The organism is Gimesia aquarii, assembly GCF_007748175.1.
In the GTDB taxonomy this organism is placed as follows: Bacteria; Planctomycetota; Planctomycetia; order Planctomycetales; family Planctomycetaceae; genus Gimesia; species Gimesia aquarii_A.
Genome location: NZ_CP037422.1, coordinates 5,030,303 through 5,052,448 on the forward strand (window position 1 = coordinate 5,030,303; position 22,146 = coordinate 5,052,448).

Genomic DNA, 22,146 nt, shown 5'->3' on the forward strand with positions numbered 1-22,146 from the left:
AAAATGTCTGATAAGTTTTGGAAAGCACTCAATAAATTATTTATTACTCATTCTTTTTTCGAGTGTATCCATTGTCTCTTTTAAAGTGTATTCAAGGTAGTAATCCTGAGGATGAATCAACGATTCGACAGCGATATCGAGTGCTTGAGGATCATGGTAAAAGCTCAGTGCGCGAATTGCTTCCAGTCTGACTCTGGGGTGTTCATCATTAACCTGAGCTCTGAGTAATTCTAGAGAGCCATTCACTCGGTCACGCCAATAACACAAGACACGCGTGGCAGCAGCCCGTGCGCGTGGTTCGGGTGAGCGTAACATCTTCTTCAGAAATTGGACATCGACAACATCAAGATTCTGATGTACCCATAACGCTTCGAGTAAATGGTGCTGGTAATCTTTGTCCTTCGGATCAAGAGTCGCAACCCATTTGTTGACTGCTGAGGTCACTTCCTGGGTATCGCGGATTCGTAATTCACGGCGAACGCGATAACGTACCCGATCTTCATAAGTCTTCAAAAGATCGAGCAGTTCAGGAATCGATGCCTTCGCAATTTCCGGATCTTTCAATAAAGGTTTTTTAGAATAGGTCACGCGCCAGATGCGTCCGTGTTGGGCATCCCGATTGGGGTCTCGAATCGAGTGTTGCATGTGACCTACCAGTGGATTGAACCAGTCAATCAGATACAGTGCACCATCTGGTCCAAATTGCAGATCAACGGGTCTGAAGTTGGTGTCTGTAGATTTTACGAGTGGTTCCACAGGATCTGCTGCGAATCCAGATCCATCTTCTTTCATTTTGTACTGCAATACGCCATGAAATCCGATGCAGTTGTTTAAGAGATAGTTACCTTGCATTTCTTCTGGAAACTGTCGGCTGGAAACAAATTCACATCCTGCAGTTGGCCGCCATTGTTTTTTAAGGAAATGCTTCATTCCTGCGTGTTTACGAGGGTAGTCCAAGTCACCAGAATAGGCGGTACCAAAATAGTTCGCTCCTCCAGAGGCATCAGCCACAAAGTTCTGGCCCCATCGATCAAAGACATGCCCCCAAGGGTTGGCGTAGCTGTATGAAATGAAGATGTCGAATTTTTCTGTGCGCGGTTCATAACGAAAGACACCTGCATTTTTCACGCGGCGGGGACCATAGGGAGTTTCTACTTGTGTATGATGGAATGTCCCTTCCTGAAAGTATAAGTCTCCGCCAGGACCCCAAGTGAAAGCACTGATAGCATGGTGCGAATCTGCTGAGTCAAAGCCATGTAGCACGATTTCTTTGTGGTCTGCGTAACCATCGCCATCGGTATCTTTCAGAAATACTAAATTGGGTTGTTGAGCGACATACGCGCCCCCGTCTCCAAGTTCAATTCCCGTTGGTAAATGCAGGCCATCAGCAAAAATAGTCTGCTTGTCGGCACGACCATCGCCGTTCGTATCTTCAAAAATTAAAACCTTATCATCCACGTCTTTACCGGGCAAATATTGTGGGTAAGATTCCATTGTGCAAACCCACAAACGACCTTGGCTATCAAAGGTAAATTGAACCGGGTTTTTCAGCTCAGGAAAATCAACTTCTGAAGCAAACAGGTTGATTTCAAATCCTTCCGGTAATTCAAATTTCTTCTGTGATTCTTGAGGCGAAGTGATGCGTATCGATGAGGGGTCTTTCACATTGGTTTTAATATCAGCAAATTCACCTGTCTGGCTGTCGTCAATTTTGTGAGGAACGGTTTTTCCTTGAGCCACTGCCCAGATTCGTTTATCGCGATTCTCTATCATCTTCCGAAGTTTCGCAAATTCTGCCGGGAAGTTGACAACTCCAAAGGGCTTTTTTCGACCACCGTAAATGTAGTAACCGTTGACGGCTCGATAGTCGTACCAGAACTGTCGATTTTTTTCCAGAACTTCGGCTCTCAGCTTTTTCATGTCTACCGTCGAGCCGGTTTTATTGTTGGTTCCAAATAAAGCTTCATCAATGATAGGAGCCAATTGTTGATATCCATAGTCAGTCAAGTGGATTCCGTTGAAAGTGAAATCTTGGTCCCCACTTTTCATTAACTTTTTACTCGGAGTAAACAGGTCGATAAACAGAACATTTTTCTCTTTCGCCATTTTCTGCATCGAGTCAGTATAAAGCTTGATCCGCTGGTTATTTTCTTTGCAGTCAGTCAAACCATGACGTTTTAAATCTTCATTTGCAATTGGTGAAAAGAGCACCAGTTGTGGGTGAGATTTTCCGTTGTATTTCGCTTGAAGCGTCGTGTCGATAAATTTCTTTAAATCGGCTTCGAATTTGGGAATACCGCTTTTGCCAGCGAAAGATTCGTTAAACCCAAAACAAGCTATGATCACGTCTGCTTTGTGGTCTTCCAGGTTGTGACCATGATCCTGAAAATCCTTTGAGCGAGGACGCAGAGTCAATTCATCGGCTGACCAGCCTAGATTACGCACAACTAGTTCTTTTTCCGGAAAACGGCTATGTAATAGGGTTTCAAAATACCCTGCATCCTGCATACGTTCGAAAAATGTGTTTCCAATTAAAACAATACGATCATGGGGTTTTACCTCCAGATGTTGTTGCCCTTCTTGGGCGTGGCCATGTGCAGCCGCAAAGATGGTTACTGAGATGATGCATAAAGCAATTTGTAGGGATTTCTTCACTGCAGTAAGCTTTCTTATTAAATAGGCAAAAGAGGCAGGAGACTCTGAAGGTATTTTTTTGAGTCAAATGATTTGGATGGGGGGCTTGCTATACCGATCCAAACTATAATTTTGTAGCATAGTACTACCTGTGTCAAATCAATCTGCTAAGTTGTCTGATATTGTTTAGTTTTTTGAACATCAGTGATACAACTATGAGGAACTTTGAATGGAGTCCAATTTAAGTTCAACGCGAGGGAATATAAAGCAGTTCCGTATTGATTCTACGTCAAAGATAAAGAAACCGCTAACAGAATCTTATTCTCAGCCGGCAGACATTTCCTCTATTAAATTAATAATCGAAAGTATTCCGTCAGGTGTAGTTTTATGTTCCGAAGGAATGCTGTTTGTCAATCAACGGGCAGACGATCTTTTAGGTGGTTCTGAAAAGCATCTTGCTGTCTTTGAGGAAAACCTCAAGCAATTATTTGAATTGAGGACGAAACTTGCTACCACATCTAAGATGTCGCAGCATTCTGAACAAGCAGAAATCAGTTTTCAACTGAGTAATGGAATGCAGCATCTATGCGAGGTTACACTTCCGAATAATGCGGAACAAGAACTTTGGCTGATCGATGATATTACTGCACAAAGACAAAATGAACGCTTGCTGCGGTTACTTTCTCACGCGACCAGTGGTGTGACCGGAGATGAGTTTTACAAACGTTTGGTTAAGGAATTAGCCGATGCCCTCAAACTCAAAGGTGTCTTTTTAGTTCAACATCTAGAATCAAGTCGACAAGTGGAAAAGTGTCGGACGATTGCTGCCTATTTGAATGAGACATTGATTCCTGATTTCGAATATGAAGTGGCTGGGACGCCTTGTGAGAGTGCTGTCGGGCATGAGCCTTATGTCGTACATAGTGGTGTAGCCGCAAAGTATCCTGAAGATTATTTTCTAGTTGAAAATCAGATTGAATCATATTTCAGCATTCCCATGATCAATAAGAATGGGGAGATTCACGGTCATCTAATTCTACTTGGTGATCGACCGATTTATGAGAATCTGGCCGAGATTCCAGCTATCAAAAACTATACTTTTCGGGCAGCAACGGAATTAAGCCGGGAACGCGCTGAGAAGCGACTAAAAGATAGTGAACTTCGTATTACCATGGCTGCTCGTGGATCAGTTATGGGATTTTGGGATTATGACATCCTGACTGGTCAAGTTAAGTTCGATGATCATTGGTATTCCATGCTGGGATATGAACCACAGGAATTTCCAGCCACATTTGAAGCCTGGGAAAAATTGGTGCATGCCGATGATTTACCACCCACATTAAAACTGCTGGAGGATTATATTCAGGGAAAGTCAACTACATACGAAGCAGAAATTCGTATGAAGAAAAAGGATGGCGACTGGAAGTGGATTTTTACGAGAGGAAAAATTTCCTCTTATAGTCCTGATAAGACTCCATTGCAAATTATTGGTACACATATCGATATTGATGATCTCAAACGCTCTCAACAGATCCGGTTAGAAAATGAAGCGCGTTTAAGAATCATTATGGATCAAATTCCCGCCATTTTATGGACAACGGATTGTCATAACCAATATACCTCAATTGTAGGTGCTGGGCTCAATCAGTTTGGGATTCAGCCTAATGAAACTGTGGGACAGGCAATTTATGGTTTTCATGAGTCGCATGATGCTTCTAAAAATATGATCGCCATGCACGACAGGACGCTAAAAGGGGAGTCTGTCCGGTTTGAGCAGCGATTGCAAAATACGATTTTGGATATTCACATTGAACCCTTAAGAAATTCGAATGATGAAATTATCGGCTGCATTGGTTTGGCAATCGATGTAACCGTGCGAAAGAACACAGTAGAACAAGTAAATCGTCAACGGATTTTACTTCAGACGATTTTCCATTCTGTCACGGATGCGATGATTGTGACCGATCGCAGTCATAATGTCGTCATGTGTAATGAATCGATACAAATCTATTTTCGGTGTAAAGAGGCTGATCTCTTGGGAAAACCGATTCGGGAAATCATTGCCTCTGGTGAACAATATGATGATAAGTATTTAAGAGTTTCCTATCCGAACTCCCGTGTCTTGAAACCTTTCATTTTAGAGTATCAACGCGCTGATGGATCTTGTTTTCAGGGTGAGACTATTGTGACTCCTTTAAGACGGTCTGATAATCAAATCACCGGTTATATTCAGGTAATTCGGGACATAACCGACCGGATTCAGATCGAAGAAGAAAAAGATCAATTGCATGCGCAAATGTTACATGCGCAGAAACTGGAAAGCCTGGGGGTTCTGGCAGGTGGAATTGCACATGATTTCAACAATTTATTACTGGCAATTTTAGGAAATACTAATTTGGCGCTTCTGGATTTAAATGACGATTCCCCCGTTATCCAGAATGTTCAAAACATTGAAATTGCAGCTAAGCATGCTGCAAAAATCTGTGAGCGACTTTTAGCATATTCGGGTAGGCGCACTTTTGCCTCAAGTACCTTTAATCTCAATCTTATCATTCAGGAGACAGTTGAAATTTTAAAAACCATTGTCTCTCCCAATGCCATCATTGAGTTGAATCTTTCTGAAGAGGAATTATTGATTCATGGAGACACAGGTCAAATTGAACAAGTGGTTCTGAATTTATTGACCAATGCTTCTGAAGCAATTCAGAATCAAAGTAGGGCAGGTGAGATCTGTATTCGAACGGATATACAGGAACTAACTCAGGAAGAATTGGCAAACTATTATTTTTGTGAAAATATTCATCCTGGAATGTATGTCTATTTTGAAATTCAAGATAACGGAATTGGTATGGATGAAGATTGCCAGTCTAAAATGTTTGATCCTTTTTTTACCACAAAGTTCACTGGACGAGGTCTAGGGTTAGCAGGAGTCTCTGGAATCATTCGTGGGCATCATGGAGGGCTTTATGTTGAGTCAGCGCTCAATTCAGGGTCATGTTTTCGAGTAATTTTACCTGTCGCTGATAGCTCTGTTGAAGACATAAAATCTGATAGTAGTGTTGATTCTCTGGTGGCTCCTCATGTTGGTTCTGTTTTGGTGATCGATGATGATAAAGCAGTGTCAAATGTGGTCAACAATATTTTAAAGCGTTTTGGATTTTCTGTATTAGTTGCAAACTCAGGAAGTGAAGGAATTGAAATCTTTGAGCAAAATCGTAATTTGATCAATGTCGTATTACTGGATATGACCATGCCAGGATTGAGTGGAGTAGAGACACTCAATTTGCTGAAAAATAAAGGAATGACTGTTCCCGTGATTCTGACGAGTGGTTTAAGTGAAACCGATGTTGCCAGTCAAATTGAAAAGTCTGAATTTGTTCACTTTCTCAAGAAACCCTATAAACCACAAAAGCTGGTCAATGTTGTGAGTCGGGCATTGTTGAGACATCAGATACAGGAAGATTCATCGAGTAATTACTACTAGGGTTTGAGTCAGAGGAACAAAGACTGTTTGATCAGTTCTGCATACTGATTGAAAGCAAGGGCCATCGCCAGGAAAAGCATGGCAACATAATCGCCTTTGCCAAAACGATCTGCTCTTCCATGTGATCTGACAAAATCAAAAATAGTTCCAGTCGGACAACCATAGTGGCAGTATGCCTGAGGGACAAACAATGATGCGAAAAGTCCTATGATGGCTATTAAAATCGAAGCAATCCCAGCAGATGCTAGCAGATAAGCATCAAATGCTTCCAATTCAGCCAAATCAATCGGGAGATCTATAAAAATCACCGTTAATACCACAACCAGCAATAAAACTGGGATCCAGCGTAGTGCTTTTTTGACATCCGGTCTAATTTTCCACTTACGCTTTGCAGGCACAATTCTTCCTAGAAACTCTTGCGCAGTTCCATGCGGACAAATACTTTGACAGTAGAGATTTCGACGGGTTGCCCAAGGTATGAAGATTGCAAGCACCGCCAGGACGACGAGACCGAAAGATTGACGCCAGGGTATCGAATATTTCGCCCAGCCGGCAAAGAGTGATTCTGCCAATAGATCACCACTCAAAAACCCAAGATAGACGAACGCTGTAGCTTTAAACAGATTTCGAAGCCAGTGGTAATGTTTGAGGCGGGTAAAAGTGATGAGATATGCTCCTGCACAAAAAAGAATCAGAATTGCATCTTTCATCTGAAATTGGAAAGGTTGAACGATCTGCGATTTCTCGTTGGAATATTGAACGCGAAAAGCGATGGTATGGGCAATTCCCATACTGGTCATGGTGGCTCCTGAAACGCCTTCGATTTCTCCGTGCTGTAGATCCAGTTTCGCTAATTCATCCCATGAATATTGTTTCCATAGATTCATGAAGTATTGATTATTACGCACATCTTTCACATGCGATGTTGTATCACCACTACTGCGAATTGATAGACCAATCACTTTTTCGGTTGTCTCGTCAAAAACGAGAAGAGTGTCCGAAGGGCCACAGTAGCCAATGATCTCATCTGCGATCGGGGAGGTCCGAATGGCATAACCGATCTGTTTTTGGTTCTGGTCCAGAATGAACAGTCCCATACGATCAGAATGGTCTATTTTCAAAGAATGCGCTTGTGGGAGAAATGACTGCACTTCTTGTAGTTCGATGGGGGACTTTCCCTGCACACGAGTGCGAACATAATAGTCCCGAATCAGGAATACGATGAGAACTAAGACCGACATGCGATAAGTTTTTAAAGCAATTGATTTCAGATGACTCACCGGACGGGCAGAATGAGGAGGCTCGGCAGCTAGCGGTAACTCTGTCATCCTGTTCTCAATAAATCAATCAAATCTCGTCTTGATTTCGTTGATCTTCATCATACAAAATTGCGAAAGAAAAACCTGCAAGCTGAACTAGGGGCGTATTTATGATTATTCGCTGGGGAGGATTTGAATTGCATCTGCATGCACATTACCGTCCACGCCACTGTTTGACATAATCACTGCGATCGGCTGGTCTTTCTCAAAGTTAAATGTTCCCAGTGATATAAAACCGTGAGCTAAGGGAGGCTTGACTCGTTGGTTGATTTTCACGGTTTTCGTTCCCTGTGATGAGCGAATCGTTACCGGTGTGTTCGTGGCACGATTTTTATGATGGCCATAAGCGAGACGGACCTCATACTTACCAGATTGATCCACCTGAAATTTGAAATGGATTTCTGCTTTTTTTCCTTTACCATGATAAACGTAATGATTACCAATGTAACCTTTGAGCCCTTCGCCTTTGGTCCATTTTCCAACGAATTGAACATTATTATGTTCATCGTCAATGACCAATCCCGGTAGCGTTGCCGGATCAATATAAGCGTCGATCACGGGAGGAAGTTGCTTGGAATCTTTACGGATATAAAAACTTCCTTCAATTGTGTCGCGCCGTTCGATCCCTTTTCTTGCTAATAGTTTTTCAAGTTCTTTATAATGATCTGTATACACTGCTCGGGGATTGCATTGTTGATCAATACAGACCGCAGCCGCCTTTCCTACGACTTCACCCATCATGCCACCTGTCTTCATGACTCTTACGGTGCCGAGTGCTTCATGAGTCACGCTAATACAACGGCCGGCCATAAATAGATTGGGAACATTTCGAGAATAAAAGCAGCGGTAAGGGATCGGGTAGCCTCGCTTACGATCAACACTTCTGTCAAACACTGCTTTGGAGATAAAAGGATCCTCCGGATATTTTTTCATATATTGTTTTTTGGGGTAATGTAAATCGATGGACCAGGTGCTGGGAACGCAGCCATCAGGAAACGCAACTTTATTTGCGATATCTTTTCTGCGGAGAATGACGTCACCACGTAACATGCGGGATTCACGCGGCCCTCCAATATATGCCATCCAGGTTAAGACTGCGTTGGCATGCTTGTCTTTGCCTCCTTTATTTTTCATCGCATTCCAGGCACCATAGACGGCTCTGAAATTCCAGTCACGCATTGATTCGAGATCTTTAATCGGATCTTTGTCGAAGCCACTTTCCCAGAACCATTGTCCATGAAATCGCTGCGGATAAGGAAAGTCTTCCATATCAAGATTTAATGCCCATTCAACATTAGGGAAGGGGCGAGATTCTTTTGTCTCTTTCCATGTCCACATGTTGCTCATGCCCATGTGGCCTTTTTCGTGAGTGTAATAGTCTGCTCCAGCAAGAAAGCCGATTTCAGCGTGACCGGTACAATCAGCAAACAGAGTGCCGAGAAATTCGGTACGCTTGGCGGTCTTGGTATTAAATGCCGTCACACTTCGAATTTTATCGCCCTCTTTTTTGACAGCGTAAGCATGCGTATTTAAGAACAAATCAATATTGGGTTCTGCCTTCACAATTTGCTCTTTGGTCTGATCTCCGAACTCTTCATAGGTTCCCGGTGAAGCAGTCGCTGAGTCGGCAAATTCTGCAATGATTTCACCAATGTGAGGATATTTGCCTCGGCGTACCAGGCCCTGTGCCCAGACACGCACTTCAGAACTTCCGTTCCCCCCCAGTACAGGTCGGTTTTGAATCAATGCGACTTTGCAGCCCATGCGTGCGGCAGAGATGGCTGCCCCCATACCAGCATATCCACCACCTACGACAACGAGATCATACGGTTTTGTTTTTTCAGGTTGATCAGGAAGTCCCAACATTCCTTTGCGCCACTGGTCCATTGGAGCCATGTCATTTGGTGGATTATAGGAAAGGTCTTTTGTGAATAGAATTGCATCACAACGGCCCGCAAATCCGGTTAAGTCGTGTAATGTAAGCTCAACCTCTGGCTTGGTGATTTCGACGGTTCCTCCATCATGCCAAAACCAGGTGGGACTTTTGGTTCCAAATGTTTCGCTGATTGGTTTTCCGTCGACCAGTAATTGGAACCGACCTGGAGTACCAGGTGCTTTCCAGGGAGCGACCCAGTCTTTGGTGCGAACAAAGAGACGATACTTTCCTGTGGAAGGAAATTGGACTGTCGTCTTCGCGTCTTCAACAGGTTGTCCCAAACCGTGTGCCAGTAAGTAGGGCGAGCCCATGATATGGATAAACTGCGTATCCAGTTTCCAGCCTCCCTGTTGCTGAAAACTTTCTGCTTCCACCAGAACTCCCTCAGTGGGTTTCGAGTCAGCTAAGCTATTTGATGAGAATAGACAGAGCGAAAGTCCTACGAGTACGTATAGAAACTGAGTTGTGAAACGCATTCTCACTGACTCCTGTGATTACTTAGCTTATTAGCTTAGAGAACATGATCAATTATTAAAAACACAATAGCTTCAACTTTCATATAATTATAAGCGCGAAGTAAAGCCAATTGCAAACAGAGGAGTCTTTTAAATTATTGCGCGTATCTGATACATAACTTTATTAACTAATATGCATTATTCCCCAGAAATTGAAGTAATTCTGAATCGGGAACTTCCTTACGATTTGAAAAGGACTTACCAGTCAGATGAGGGGGAATCTCCGGTCTTTTGAATCTGACATAGTCAAAACCTGCAACTAAGTCAGGACGGCCTTGCTTAATGATTCTTGTATTTTGTTGCGCAGGTTGCATACGAGACGCAGTTCGATAATCGGTATAAACTGTTAAGCCAACCTGCAGTTCTTTTGGCATGTCTGTGCGTCGATACCGCTGATGAATATTCCAATTGCTGTTAGGGGACTTCTTCAAGAGAATAAATTCATTACCAATTCGTGCAATCTGAATCAGAGCGGTTGGGGTGTTGGCATCAGTCACAGAAAGGTTGGAGCGGCTGTTTCGTGTTGTTTTGACTTCAAATTGAAATGTCCCCGGTTTATTAGCAGAACCAAGTGAAAGGAAAATGTAGTTTTCACCACCGGGTTTCCATGTCTGAGGTGTGACTTGGCGAGGGGTTCTGATCATAAGACCTGCTAGTGAATAATTGCTTTGTGGTGCTCCGTCTCCATTACGTCTGGCAACTCGAATATTGGAAGTGACGACAAAATTACCTTTGACTAGTTTGTAAGCCAGTACGCCTCGATAGTCCATGTACCACGTGCTCGTATAAGGCATCATTACCATCCAGCCCTGACGGGTCTTACTGATATCAAACTGTTCCAGTTGATCAGCATCTGTCTTCTCTGTTTGATAGATGCGAAACCACTGTTTCAGGGTTGCAGGATCAGCAAATTCGTCACTCAGTGAGCTAAGGTCATTTATTGACTCATTTTTCTCTTGTGCTTTTCCTACGTCAGGAAATTCCCCAGCTCCTCCCGACAAAAGAAATAGACATAGTAGGAAATAGAATTTCTTGGACATGGCAGGGGACATATTTTTCTCTTTCTTTACATTTGCGTATATTTTGTATTGAGTTCAGGTTAGGGGTGATTGATTAGCGGGAACACTCTCAGAGGATTCGTCAAGTTCTGTTAAATTACGACAAAAAAAACGAAAAAATTATACTTTGCGGCTAAAACTACCTAAGCTGTAGAATGAACAGGATTTAAGCTATAATAGAAGAGACGCTAGGTGGAGGAGAATTTCAAGAAAGATGCCTCAAATGTCTTTGATTGAAGAGACAGTTACGCAATGGATTGACCAGTTGAAAACTGGTGACACTCAAGCTGCGCAGAAATTATGGGAATCTTATTTTCTGGAAATGGTTGAAGTTGCCAGACGTAAACTGCAGGGGGCTCCCAAGGCAATGGCAGATGAAGAAGATGTTGCATTAAGCGCGTTTAAAAGTTTTTGTCTGGGTGCGCAGAAGGGCCGATTTCCTCAGGTGACTGATCGAGACAATTTATGGCCTTTTCTTGTTGCTATTACATCTCACAAATCTGTCGACTTAATTCGAAATGAGAACCGACAAAAGCGAGGGGGAACTGGTAAGAGTGGTGGGGCTTCAGAAAAGATGAAGTGGACATCAATTCCTTTGGATTTTGAAGAAATCATTCAAAAACAACCTTCACCCGAATTTGCCGTCCAATTGGCAGAAGAATTAGAACGGCTCTTGATTTTATTGGATAAAACCGGTGATTCGACATTAAGACAGGTTGCATTAGGCAAAATGGAAGGGGAAACTACTACTGAACTTGCGCAGAATCTTGGCTGTGCCCGTCGCACAGTTGAAAGAAAACTTCAGTTAATTACACGTCTGTGGCAAGAGGATTGCAATTTGTGAACTCACGAAATGAAACAGATTTCGAGCAGCTTCCTTCAGACTTGATGCTAAAAATTAATCAATTGTGTGATCAGTTTGAGTCCGAGTTGAAGCAGGAGAATCTACCTTCAATCAGTGCTTATCTTGATGATGTCGCTGTGGAATATCGAGATGTGATTTTGAAGGAGCTCATTCCATTAGAGGTAGAGCATCGCTTCGAACAAGGAGAGCAACCAGATTCAAGCGAGTATCTTAAACAGTTTCCGGCTCTGGATCAGGACTGGGTATTGACGGTAATCCGTAACGCACGTGCGGATAGTAATACCGTTTCTGCAAACAAAAAACACAACACTGATCAAAACAAAACTCGCGAATTATCATTTGAAGAGTATCTTTCTGAGTTAACTGAGTCGGGAATTATCTCAAAGCACGATTTGAATGATTTAATACAAAAATTTGATAAAAGCAAAAAGCCTAAAACGATTATAGATTTGTCAGAGTTACTGATCCAACAAGGTAAGCTGACAAAATATCAAGCGCGTGTACTCTCTTCTGCTGAAGACCATCCCCTGTTAATAGGTGATTATCTCATTCTTGAACCGATTGGTTCGGGAGGTATGGGAACGGTTTACAAAGCCATTCATCAACGCATGAAACGAGTCGTCGCTCTCAAAGTAATTCGCGCTGATATGAATCAAGTACCCGATCGACTGAAACGGTTTGAGAGAGAAGTACAGACCGCAGCCCGGCTTTCACACCCTCATATCGTAACTGCTTATGATGCAGGTGAAGAAAATGGGGTGCATTACCTGATTTGTGAATATATTGATGGTGAAAGTCTGACCGAATTGGTACGTGGTTCAGGACCCCTCGATTTTTCTGATGCGCTGAATTGCATTTTGCAGGTCGCACAAGGATTAGAATATGCCCACGGTCAGGGTGTGATACATCGTGATATCAAACCGGCGAATATTCTTGTTGATGATCAAGGCGATCTCAAAATTCTCGATATGGGGTTGGCCCGTCTTCAGCAATCTTCTGAAGATCTGCTCGCCAATGGTTCACAAACAGAACTAACAACTAGTCAGTTTTTCATGGGCACCATCGATTATATGGCTCCTGAACAAGCTAGAAATACCAAGTTGGCTGATCATCGCTCCGATATTTATAGTCTGGGTTGCACACTGTATTTTCTATTAACAGCAAAGCCAGTTTATGAAGGAGAAACAACAGTCGAACGTATTCTGGCACACAAGGAACAGCCTATACCCTGTCTCTCCGGACTTGGTCTGCAGATTCCAACAGAATTTGATACCATTTTTGCAAAGATGTTAGCGAAAGAGCCCAACGATCGCTACAACACTGTGACGGAGTTGATCGCTGATCTCAAAGAGTTCAGTTCGAAATATTTGCAGGACCAGACTTTCACTTTACCTGTTGTTGATGGCAAGTCGAATACAGTATCTGCTAATAACTGGGCCAGTACTCCAACAGAAATCCAGTCGGCCGTTTCAGATCTCACCGTTTTGGGAACAGCAACTTCGCAGGAAAATCAGAATCAAAATAAAGCAAAAGAAAAGGTGCTTTTCTGGGGAAGCATTGCCAGCGCTGCTGTGATTTTGATTGGCATCTTTTTTTGGAATCGTTCCAATCAGAGTTCGTTATCATCTGAGTCAGGTCTTAGTAACACTGGTACTCCACCGGCAAGTCCGTTCTCACCAGCTGAGGCGAAACAATATCAGCAGGAGTATGCAAAAAAACTCAAGCTGCCAGTCATAAAGCATGTTTCTCTAGGTGATCAGGGGAAGAAACAACAACTGGAACTGACATTGATTCCGCCTGGTAAATTTACCATGCGGAATCCTTCCCAATCACTAACAGCTGGTGCTGAAGATGCGTATCTCGTCAAACTTACCAAGCCATATTATATGAGTACGACCGAGATTACGACTGGACTATATCGTGTTTTTGTGGACGAGACAAAGTACCAAACGGATGCAGAACGCAGCAGCAGTGGTGGATACGGAATGGAAGGTGGGGGTTGGCGCCAATCCAGCGACTACTCCTGGAAATATGTCGGTGAATTAGAGATCAAAGATCAGATGCCCGTTCTAAGTATCAGTTGGAATGATGCTGTCGCTTTTTGTAAGTGGCTTTCTGACAAAACGGGTGATCGTTATCGCTTGCCAACTGAGGCGGAGTGGGAATATGCGTGTCGTGCGGGAACTCAATCAGACTGGTTCTTTGGCACTGATCCAGGAGAACTGGAGACCTACGCCTGGTTCCGCAATAATTCTGAAAATCGAATTCATCCCGTAAAACAGAAGTTACCTAACCCATTTGGACTGTATGACATCTATGGCAATGAATGGGAATGGTGCCAGGATTTTTATCGTGAGGACTATTTTACTGAGTCTACTCGGGAAGATCCCACAGGCCCTGAGCAAGGGAGTGGTAGGGTCCGCCGTGGAGGTGGGTTTGGGCAGACGTCTGATCAATTGACGTCCTATGCTCGTGAGAATGGAATACCTGAAGCCCCACTTCATGGTTCATTTCGCATTGTCCGTGAATTAAAACTGGACTAAGCACTTTTCATATATGCAGGTTTACGTGATTTTCGCGTTTTACTACCACGAAAAACACGAAACATGTTGAGGCAATTCGAGACGTAATCTCTCAATCAACTATTTCTTTTAGATTAACAAATCTCAGAGAATTGGGATGAGCTGCAATTATCAGTAAAACTCATGTATGCTATTCCAAATTTCTGGATACCCTCTATGAGTGAGATCTCAATTTAAGTTCGTGACTTTCGTGCATTTGGTGGTAGTAAAAAACAACGAAGCTTGCGCGAATGAACTCATTTTCAAAACAAAATGTTATAAGGCTGGTTATTGATGAACTGTCAGTTAACTAACGGCTTTTCCATAAAAGTGTTGTAGATGCGTTTTATAAGACTCAATCTGACCTGAAATCTCTTCTGAAGATAATTTTCCGGATTCAACCAGACATTGGGCAAGTTCCTGCAGCGTTTCTCGTTGTAATGTCTGTTCAAAGACCAGCATCAGACGGCGCTCAACAAGATCACCGATCGTTTCTACCCATTCATGCTCGATTGTCCAGAGCACATATTTTCGTGGAAAGTGAGTCCCCGTGATCAGTTCGGTTGAGAAGTCAGGAATCGAATCTAGAATATCTTCCAGATAGGTGCCATGCAGCCCCCATAAATATTGAATGCTTTCCAGTGACAATTGGAATTTCTCACACAGACGGCTTTGTTCCGCTTGCCTAATTGATTCGGTTTTGGGGTAATCCTTCGAGCCAGGGATGATGCGCGTCTTCGAATCAGAGAAATAGCTCATGCCGAGTTTTTTCAAAATACGGTCTGTTACTTTCTCCGCAAAGGCGCGCCAGGAAGTTAATTTTCCTCCGACCAGAGTCACAATCCAACCTGCAGGGCCTTCATATTCTTTGATCGAGTGATCGCGAGAGATGGAAGCCGCTTTCCCTTTTGGCTGGTAAGGTAAAGGACGCACGCCACTGTAATGGAAATTGATGTCGTTTGTCGTTAACTCAACCTGTGGAAATACAAGGTTGACCATGCCTACCAGATATTCCAGCTCTTGGGGACTGGCGACAGCTTCGAGCGGATTCCCCTCTTCCCGTACATCGGTTGTGCCGATCAAAGTACAGTCACCGAAAGGCAGAATAAAAACGAGCCTTCCATCGCTGGCTTCCGAGTAGATCGCCTTTTCGCCGAGCGCCTCGATTAGTTTTGGATTGAACGTGACAATGTGACTACCTTTGGTGCCTCCCATTAATCGGGGGGATGTGATTTCGACTTGCTGTAGTGTTAAGTCTCCACAGGCGCCGGAGGCATTGATGATGACCGTTGGTTCGAATTCCTCGAGAATGGAGTTGGGGTCTTGTAAAGGAGAGAGCGCAACTTTTCGATCTTTTAGTGACACTTTATGGTATGTGTGGAGATCAAATTGCAGATTCTTTTCCTTTGCGATCATTTGACAATCATGCAGTAGAGAGACCACAAACCGTTCCGGAAAACGCATTTGTGCATCGGAGTAACAAGCCATCCAATGAAATTGATTAGAATTGATTTGGGGAAGTCCTTCTTCTCCGCTATCGTGGATGGAGTGTCGAGGAAGGTTTCCTCGTGAGGCGAACCAGTCATAAAGTGTCAGACCCATATTCACCAAGTAAAGCCCGCGCTCGGATGAAAAGTGAAATCGGGATGAAAGCCAATGCGCACCGGGGACTCTGAAACCACTCAAAAAACGGAGTCCCGAAGACATGACACCAGTTGCCCGATGGGCCAGTGGAATCGCAAATCGAAGTGGTTTGACAAGATGAGGTGCAAGTTCCAGAAGAATTCCCCGTTCGTGAACTGATTCTCTCACGAGTGAGAAATCTCCATATTCGAGATAACGCAAGCCACCATGAATTAATCTTGAGGATTTGGAAGTGGCTCCCTGAGACAGATCACCTTGATCGATCATACAGACCGAAACACCGTTCAGGAGCAATTCACGTGCGATGGCAACTCCGTTAATGCCAGCGCCCAGGATTAAAACCCGCTGAGATTGTTTCATAAAAAATCCAGTATATGAGTTATTGTGCGGGTAGATATTCCATCAACAGTCGATGTTCATGTGGTCGATAGTAGCCTTCAATCCGAGTTCTTGTACGAAACCCAAAACTTTCATAGAGTCGGACTGCAGGAGCATTGTCGGGGTTTACTGTCAGTAATACAACCGATTTCGCAGCCTGAAGTGCCTGTTTCATAAGCGCCGATCCAATGCCTTGCCCACGAAAGTCCGGGTGGACCATGATTTTATGCAAGAATATTTCTCCCGTCTTAGTAGGGAACATTAAAAGTACGCCGGCAATTGTGTGTCGATGATTTTCATTGGCAATTTCAGCAATCAAGACGGTGGCATACTCACACCACAGTCGCCAGGCGTGTTCGCCATCGGGAATAAATGTATCCGGTTCTTGAGGCCAGGCGCTTCGGTCCAGAGCTGCAATTTCAAGAAAATCTTCAGATCGGGCCTGTTTGATAATGTAGTCCACGAAAGTCTTTCATAATAAGTTGTTGTAGATTGATAGCTTGATGACAACGTCGGATTGTATTGTAAGAACTCATGCAATCTGTTTCGATCATGATTGAAGAGAAATCAAACTTGCTGTAAAAGAATACGCTGAAACTTATGAAACGGTCCCTCCACTTGTCTTACCTTTCGCTAATTACGAATCGGTTGAATCACGACTTATGGCTAAATCTTCGATTCCTCATGTCGCATTGTTTATTGAAACGTCTCGCTCTCATGGTCGTGGAGTGCTGAATGGAATTCGTCAGTTCATTGCCGAAAACGAGGAATGGTCGGTTTTTATGATGCCGCGTTCGTTGGATTCTCAAATTCCCGATTGGATTTCTCGCTGGAAGGGTGATGGGATTATCAGTCGCACTTCCAGTCAGGAAATGGCAGATGCGATTACACAGTCGGGAATACCAACAGTAGAATTGCGTTCTACCAAGCTAAAACATGCGTTTCCCTTTTTGGGAATTGATAATCGGGCTATGGGACGAATGGTGGCCGAACATTTTCTGGAGCGTGGCATTCGTCACTTTGGCGTTTATGAAATTGGGATTGAAGTTTATTTTGAAGAGCGTCGTGATAATTATATTCAAACAGTAGAGAATGCTGGTTACAAAGTGAGCGTCTTCTCAGCAGCCGAAGATTCTGAAGTTCCCCGCGAATGGGAAAAACATCAGGAACAAATGGTGAAATGGGTCAAAGGGTTACCCAAGCCGGTCGGGATTATGGCATGCACTGACCAACTCGGATTCTGGCTGTTAGATGCCTGTGATCGAGCGGGGATTTCTGTACCCGACGAAGTGGCAGTCGTAGGTGTCGAAAATGATGATATTCTCTGCATGATGGCCCGTCCCCAACTATCGAGTGTCGCTTTTAATTCGACTCGCATCGGATTTGAGGCAGCTGCATTACTCAGTCGTTTGATGAAAGGAGCTCCGGTTCCTCAAGAACCTTTTCTGGTAACTCCCTTGGGAATCGTGACCAGACAATCTTCGGATGTTGTCGCCGTTGATGATCCTGAACTGGCATCGGCACTACGATTCATTCGAGAAAATGCCTGCAAGGGAATTCAAGTGAATGATATTCTCAAAGCAGTACCGATGTCACGAACCGCCTTAGAGCGACAGATGAAGGCAGCCATCGGTCGTTCTCCCAAGGCGGAGATTATTAGAACACAGCTTGAACGTGCCAAGGAATTATTGGTATCGACCGATTTTTCACTCACCCAAATTACCGAGAGAATCGGATTTCGCCACTCTCAATACTTCAGTACCTTATTCAAAGAGAAGACAGGCGAAACACCGGGAGCCTATCGCGCGAAAATGCGTTAATCTGAAGTGTTCTCACACAATGCCAGGAAAAAAAGAGGCATTATTTGAAGAACATTCTATAATATACGCAAAACCTGAGAATGTTTATGAATTTCCGTAATGACCCGTCTGGATTCAATTGTAAAATGGATCCAATTCAATGATTTGAATTTTACGCAGAAAGAACGTTTTAATGAACAAAGTGTTAATCATCGTTGGGGATGCAACTGAAACTGTCGATACACTTTACCCCTATTATCGATTGATCGAGGGGGGCTATGAGCCTGTTGTTGCTGCACCGGAAAAGCGTCTTTATCAGATGGTTCTCCACGAAGTAAAGCCAGGTTGGACCATCACCAAAGAGTGGGAAGGGTACACGATTCAAGCAGATATCGCTTTCAAGGATATCAATCCTGAGGAATATCTCAGTATCTTTTTCAGTGGGGGCCGCGCTCCGGAATATATTCGCGATGATGAAGATCTGATTCGGATTACACAACATTTCTTCGAAAAAAATAAACCCATTGCTTCGGTCTGTCACGGCGTAGAAATACCAGCACGTGCAGGTTGTGTTAAGGGGCGTCGCATGGCGACGGTACCGAAATGCCAGTTTGATCTGGAAGTATGCGGCGGTACCTTTGTGAATGAGGCCTGTGTGATCGACGGCAATCTGGTAAGTGGCCGCACCTATCATGACCATGGTCAATACATTGGTCCCTGGATGAAGCTGCTCGATGAAGCACGAAATCAATATTAGAAAGTTACTTTTCAATTTCAAAAAGTAGGAGAGCTCGATGACTTCACAGAAACTATCTCGCCGCACGTTTGTTAAAACGGTTGCGTCCGGACTTCCCATGGCTTGTATTGCTCCAGGAGTTTTTGTGAATACAGCACGCGCGGCCGACAAACCACGTAGTCCGAACGAACGCTTAAAAATTGGTTCGATTGGGATGCGGTATCAAGGGTCCGTCATCGCTGATAAAGCTCAAGAATACGGTGATATTGTTGCCATCGCTGATGTGGATCGGGAGATTGCTGAGAAAGCCCGCAAGCAGTTTGGGGGAAAGGCAACGCTATTCGAAGATTATCGGGAAATGCTGGAAAAGGCAGACATTGATGTGGTAACCATTGGTGCTCCCGACCATTGGCATACCAAGATGTTGATCGACGCTTGCCAGGCCGGCAAGGATGTTTACTGTGAAAAGCCGTTAACTTTGACAGTAGATGAAGGAAAGATCCTCAACAAGGTTGTCAAAGAAACCAAAGCGGTAGTGCAGGTGGGAACGTGGCAGCGAAGCGATCACCGTTTTCGACAAGCTGTCGAAATGGTCCACGATGGCCGCATTGGTAATCTCAAAAAAGTGACTGTGACGCTCAGTAAGAATAAAACCAGTGGTTCGTTTAAACCAGAGCCTGTTCCCTCGGTTCTGAACTGGGATCTTTGGCAGGGACAGACGCCTGATGTCCCTTACATTAAAGAACGCTGTCACTATACGTTCCGTTGGTGGTATGAATATTCTGGCGGTCAGATGACAGACTGGGGCGCACATCACATCGATATCGCACAATGGGGGGCTGGTATGCAGGACTCCGGTCCCGTTGATATCGAGGGAACGGCGACATTCCCGAATGTCAAAAATGGTTATAATGTCGCCATCGATTATCATTTAAAGGCCCGCTATGCCAACGGGGTGATTCTGGAAGTGAATGACACTGGCCGTACAGGTGTGATGTTTGAAGGAGACCGCGGACGAATCTTTGTGAACCGGGGGACGATTGCCGGTAAACCTGTCGAGGACTTGGCGAAGAGGCCTTTGCCGCGTGAAGCATTCAAGATTTATGGTCACGACAACCTTTCGCGACCTCCTCGTATGGGCAAGCTGGATGCGATTGTCAATCACATGGGGAATTTCTTTGACTGTATTCAATCTCGTGAAACACCGATCTCCAGTGTGGAAAATCAACATCGTTCTGTAACTGTCTGTCATATTGGGAATATTTCACAACGCTTAGGCAGAAAACTAACTTGGGATCCACAACAGGAACAGTTTGTAGGCGATGCCGAAGCGAATACCTGGCTCAAACGCGAACAGCGGGCCGGCTATGAAATCAAAGACACCTAAGATTTGTCGCTCAATTGAAGTGATTGTTACATTGATTGTGTTTATAGTTGTGAGGAAAAAATATGACTGTCTCAACGGGAATCATCACCGAAGATCATAAGAAACAATTTGTCGAGGAAGGTTATTTCATTCTGGAAAAGGTGATTTCTGAAGAGCACCTGCAGATCATCCGGGATGCGTGTGACCACTTGATCGATTTAATGCATCAGGAAATGGATCGTCTGGGGACTGATCACATTCATATCAGCCATCGTGGCAAACGCTATCATATCGCTAAGAAATATGATCAGGCGCCTCGACTGGATGAGTATGTGTTTGGCGATCTGATGGCCGAAATCTGCAAAGCCACGATCGGTGATACTGCGTATCTGTTTTACGATCAATATGTGGTCAAAGCGGCTGAGAAGGGGATTAAGTTTTCCTGGCATCAGGACTCCGGTTATCTGGGCTTTCGTCATCGCCCTTATGTGACATGTTGGGCGGCCGTTGACGATATGACTGTCGAAAATGGAACCGTCGATGTATTACCTTATTCCACCATCGGTGTTCGTTCGTTGGTCGAGCACATTCAAGATCCGGAAACCGGAGATAAAACCGGTTACTTTGGTAAAGAGCCAGGAGTGACTGCTGTAGTACCGGCGGGTAGTCTCGCTGTCTTCAGTTCGCTTACCTTTCATCGGAGCGGCGCGAATACAACAGATAAGATGCGCCGGGCTTACGTGACGCAATACTCTCCCGCACCGATTATTGATCCTGAGACTCAAGAACCCAAACATCTGGTGGTGCCTTTCTTAAAGGATGGTGACAGAGTCGTTTCTTAAACGGATCTCAATTTTGTAGTAATAGGAAAACAAGCTCATGTCCGGTTCGCTTAATCGTCGTGATTTCAATAAACAACTTCTGGGTAGCGCACTTTCAGCAGGTTTGGTGGGAAACGTGTTCGCCGCGGGCACAGATGGTAATCAAAAACCATTCCAATTGAATTACATCGTAGCTTCTTGTATGTATGGGACATTGCCGCTGGAAACCATTTTGCAGGAGACCCCCAAAACGGGCGCACAATATCTGGAAATCTGGGCGAAGCGACATGGAAATCAACGCGAACAAATTGATGAATTAGGCATCGACAAAACCAAACAGCTCTTTAATAAATACAAAGTCAAGCTCGGTAGTTTTACCTGCTTCAAGTATGGTCTCTTCAATATGCAGGGAGAGATGGATCTGGTCAAAAAATTGGGTGGTGATATGGTCATCTGCAATAGTGGAGGACCGAAAGGTTTGAAGGGAGGCGAACTCAAGTCGGCAATCAAAGTCTTTGCCGAGAAACTAAAACCGCATGTAGGTGCAGCGGAAGAGAAAGGTATCATTATCGGTCTGGAGAATCATGGAGGTGGTTTAATTAATGATCCGGATACTCAGCGCTGGTTGATGGATGCACTGCCTTCCGAACATTTTGGCATCGCCTTGGCACCCTATCATTTGGAACAGGATCCAGAAAAGATAGCCAAGTTAATTTTAGACCTGGATGAGCGGCTGGTGCATTTTCAAGCCTGGCAACACGGTATGGGCTGCATGAAGAAACTTCCCAAAGAACAGGAACTAATGCAATTACCGGGTAGAGGCGATCTGAATTTCGTTCCGATCTTAGCCGCATTGAAAAAAATCAATTATCCGGGACGAACGGAAATCTTTATGCACCCTGTACCACGGGGCATTCCAATTTTGCCAACTACCGACGAAGTCACAGCCGAAATCAATCGATCACGCGCTTATCTCGAAAACTGTTTGAAGCAAGCCTGAGATCACTCTGACTTTGGTTACTCCTGAATG

At 44.1% G+C, this 22,146-nt stretch carries 14 protein-coding genes; 8 read left to right on the forward strand and 6 right to left on the reverse strand.

From position 1 onward, the window contains the following. Window positions 1-36: 36 nt before the first annotated feature. Window positions 37-2,655 carry a PVC-type heme-binding CxxCH protein gene (locus V202x_RS19210; protein WP_145178337.1) on the reverse strand — a complete coding sequence of 873 codons (2,619 nt, stop codon included), beginning with the start codon at window positions 2,653-2,655 and terminating at the stop codon, window positions 37-39. A gap of 208 nt (window positions 2,656-2,863) precedes the next feature. Between V202x_RS19210 and V202x_RS19215 the strand changes: the two genes are divergently transcribed. Then, window positions 2,864-6,118: a PAS domain S-box protein gene (locus V202x_RS19215; protein WP_145178339.1), complete on the forward strand. Its 3,255-nt coding sequence runs from the start codon at window positions 2,864-2,866 to the stop codon at window positions 6,116-6,118. Between the two features lie 8 nt (window positions 6,119-6,126). Here V202x_RS19215 and V202x_RS19220 read toward each other — a convergent pair whose 3' ends face one another. The 3 genes from V202x_RS19220 to V202x_RS19230 all read right to left on the reverse strand — a co-directional run bounded on the left by V202x_RS19220 (window position 6,127) and on the right by V202x_RS19230 (window position 10,940). Beyond that, window positions 6,127-7,446: a 4Fe-4S binding protein gene (locus tag V202x_RS19220; protein ID WP_145178341.1), complete on the reverse strand. Its 1,320-nt coding sequence runs from the start codon at window positions 7,444-7,446 to the stop codon at window positions 6,127-6,129. 105 nt (window positions 7,447-7,551) lie between these two features. Next, a complete protein-coding gene (locus V202x_RS19225; protein WP_145178343.1) occupies window positions 7,552-9,849 on the reverse strand; it encodes an FAD-dependent oxidoreductase in 2,298 nt (765 codons plus the stop codon). Between the two features lie 167 nt (window positions 9,850-10,016). Beyond that, window positions 10,017-10,940: a hypothetical protein gene (locus tag V202x_RS19230; RefSeq protein ID WP_145178345.1), complete on the reverse strand. Its 924-nt coding sequence runs from the start codon at window positions 10,938-10,940 to the stop codon at window positions 10,017-10,019. Window positions 10,941-11,160: 220 nt separating this feature from the next. Here V202x_RS19230 and V202x_RS19235 point away from each other — a divergent pair, with 220 nt between their 5' ends. Together V202x_RS19235 and V202x_RS19240 are read left to right on the forward strand one after the other, a co-directional pair. Continuing rightward, a complete protein-coding gene (locus V202x_RS19235; protein WP_197992968.1) occupies window positions 11,161-11,790 on the forward strand; it encodes an ECF-type sigma factor in 630 nt (209 codons plus the stop codon). Continuing rightward, window positions 11,787-14,354: a bifunctional serine/threonine-protein kinase/formylglycine-generating enzyme family protein gene (locus V202x_RS19240; protein ID WP_145178347.1), complete on the forward strand. Its 2,568-nt coding sequence runs from the start codon at window positions 11,787-11,789 to the stop codon at window positions 14,352-14,354. Before V202x_RS19235 ends, V202x_RS19240 begins: the two co-directional genes overlap by 4 nt. Window positions 14,355-14,678: 324 nt before the next feature. Here V202x_RS19240 and V202x_RS19245 read toward each other — a convergent pair whose 3' ends face one another. Together V202x_RS19245 and V202x_RS19250 are read right to left on the reverse strand one after the other, a co-directional pair. Next, window positions 14,679-16,376: a glycerol-3-phosphate dehydrogenase/oxidase gene (locus V202x_RS19245; protein WP_145178350.1), complete on the reverse strand. Its 1,698-nt coding sequence runs from the start codon at window positions 16,374-16,376 to the stop codon at window positions 14,679-14,681. A 19-nt stretch (window positions 16,377-16,395) separates the two neighbouring features. Continuing rightward, window positions 16,396-16,857: a GNAT family N-acetyltransferase gene (locus V202x_RS19250; RefSeq protein WP_145178352.1), complete on the reverse strand. Its 462-nt coding sequence runs from the start codon at window positions 16,855-16,857 to the stop codon at window positions 16,396-16,398. 199 nt (window positions 16,858-17,056) lie between these two features. Between V202x_RS19250 and V202x_RS19255 the strand changes: the two genes are divergently transcribed. The 5 genes from V202x_RS19255 (at window position 17,057) to V202x_RS19275 (ending at window position 22,116) form a co-directional block, all read left to right on the forward strand. Next, the gene (locus tag V202x_RS19255; protein ID WP_145178354.1) at window positions 17,057-18,214 is read left to right on the forward strand and encodes a XylR family transcriptional regulator; all 1,158 of its coding nucleotides are present in this window, start codon (window positions 17,057-17,059) and stop codon (window positions 18,212-18,214) included. Window positions 18,215-18,386: 172 nt separating this feature from the next. Further along, window positions 18,387-18,950, forward strand: a complete 564-nt coding sequence (locus tag V202x_RS19260) for a DJ-1/PfpI family protein (RefSeq protein ID WP_144985411.1) — start codon at window positions 18,387-18,389, stop codon at window positions 18,948-18,950. A gap of 37 nt (window positions 18,951-18,987) precedes the next feature. Continuing rightward, window positions 18,988-20,316, forward strand: a complete 1,329-nt coding sequence (locus V202x_RS19265) for a Gfo/Idh/MocA family protein (RefSeq protein WP_145178357.1) — start codon at window positions 18,988-18,990, stop codon at window positions 20,314-20,316. A 62-nt stretch (window positions 20,317-20,378) separates the two neighbouring features. After that, entirely contained in the window at window positions 20,379-21,137 is a 759-nt protein-coding gene (locus tag V202x_RS19270) for a phytanoyl-CoA dioxygenase family protein (protein ID WP_145178359.1), read from the forward strand. 37 nt (window positions 21,138-21,174) lie between these two features. Further along, entirely contained in the window at window positions 21,175-22,116 is a 942-nt protein-coding gene (locus tag V202x_RS19275) for a sugar phosphate isomerase/epimerase family protein (protein WP_145178361.1), read from the forward strand. Window positions 22,117-22,146: the final 30 nt, after the last annotated feature.

What these genes read in the sequence shown, in the direction of transcription:
- V202x_RS19215 (WP_145178339.1), top strand. Translation starts at nt 2,864, where the DNA reads ATGGAGTCCAATTTAAGTTCAACGCGAGGGAATATAAAGCAGTTCCGT.
- V202x_RS19220 (WP_145178341.1), bottom strand. Translation starts at nt 7,446, where the DNA reads ATGACAGAGTTACCGCTAGCTGCCGAGCCTCCTCATTCTGCCCGTCCG.
- V202x_RS19225 (WP_145178343.1), bottom strand. Translation starts at nt 9,849, where the DNA reads ATGCGTTTCACAACTCAGTTTCTATACGTACTCGTAGGACTTTCGCTC.
- V202x_RS19230 (WP_145178345.1), bottom strand. Translation starts at nt 10,940, where the DNA reads ATGTCCCCTGCCATGTCCAAGAAATTCTATTTCCTACTATGTCTATTT.
- V202x_RS19235 (WP_197992968.1), top strand. Translation starts at nt 11,161, where the DNA reads ATGCCTCAAATGTCTTTGATTGAAGAGACAGTTACGCAATGGATTGAC.
- V202x_RS19245 (WP_145178350.1), bottom strand. Translation starts at nt 16,376, where the DNA reads ATGAAACAATCTCAGCGGGTTTTAATCCTGGGCGCTGGCATTAACGGA.
- V202x_RS19255 (WP_145178354.1), top strand. Translation starts at nt 17,057, where the DNA reads ATGGCTAAATCTTCGATTCCTCATGTCGCATTGTTTATTGAAACGTCT.
- V202x_RS19260 (WP_144985411.1), top strand. Translation starts at nt 18,387, where the DNA reads ATGAACAAAGTGTTAATCATCGTTGGGGATGCAACTGAAACTGTCGAT.
- V202x_RS19265 (WP_145178357.1), top strand. Translation starts at nt 18,988, where the DNA reads ATGACTTCACAGAAACTATCTCGCCGCACGTTTGTTAAAACGGTTGCG.
- V202x_RS19270 (WP_145178359.1), top strand. Translation starts at nt 20,379, where the DNA reads ATGACTGTCTCAACGGGAATCATCACCGAAGATCATAAGAAACAATTT.
- V202x_RS19275 (WP_145178361.1), top strand. Translation starts at nt 21,175, where the DNA reads ATGTCCGGTTCGCTTAATCGTCGTGATTTCAATAAACAACTTCTGGGT.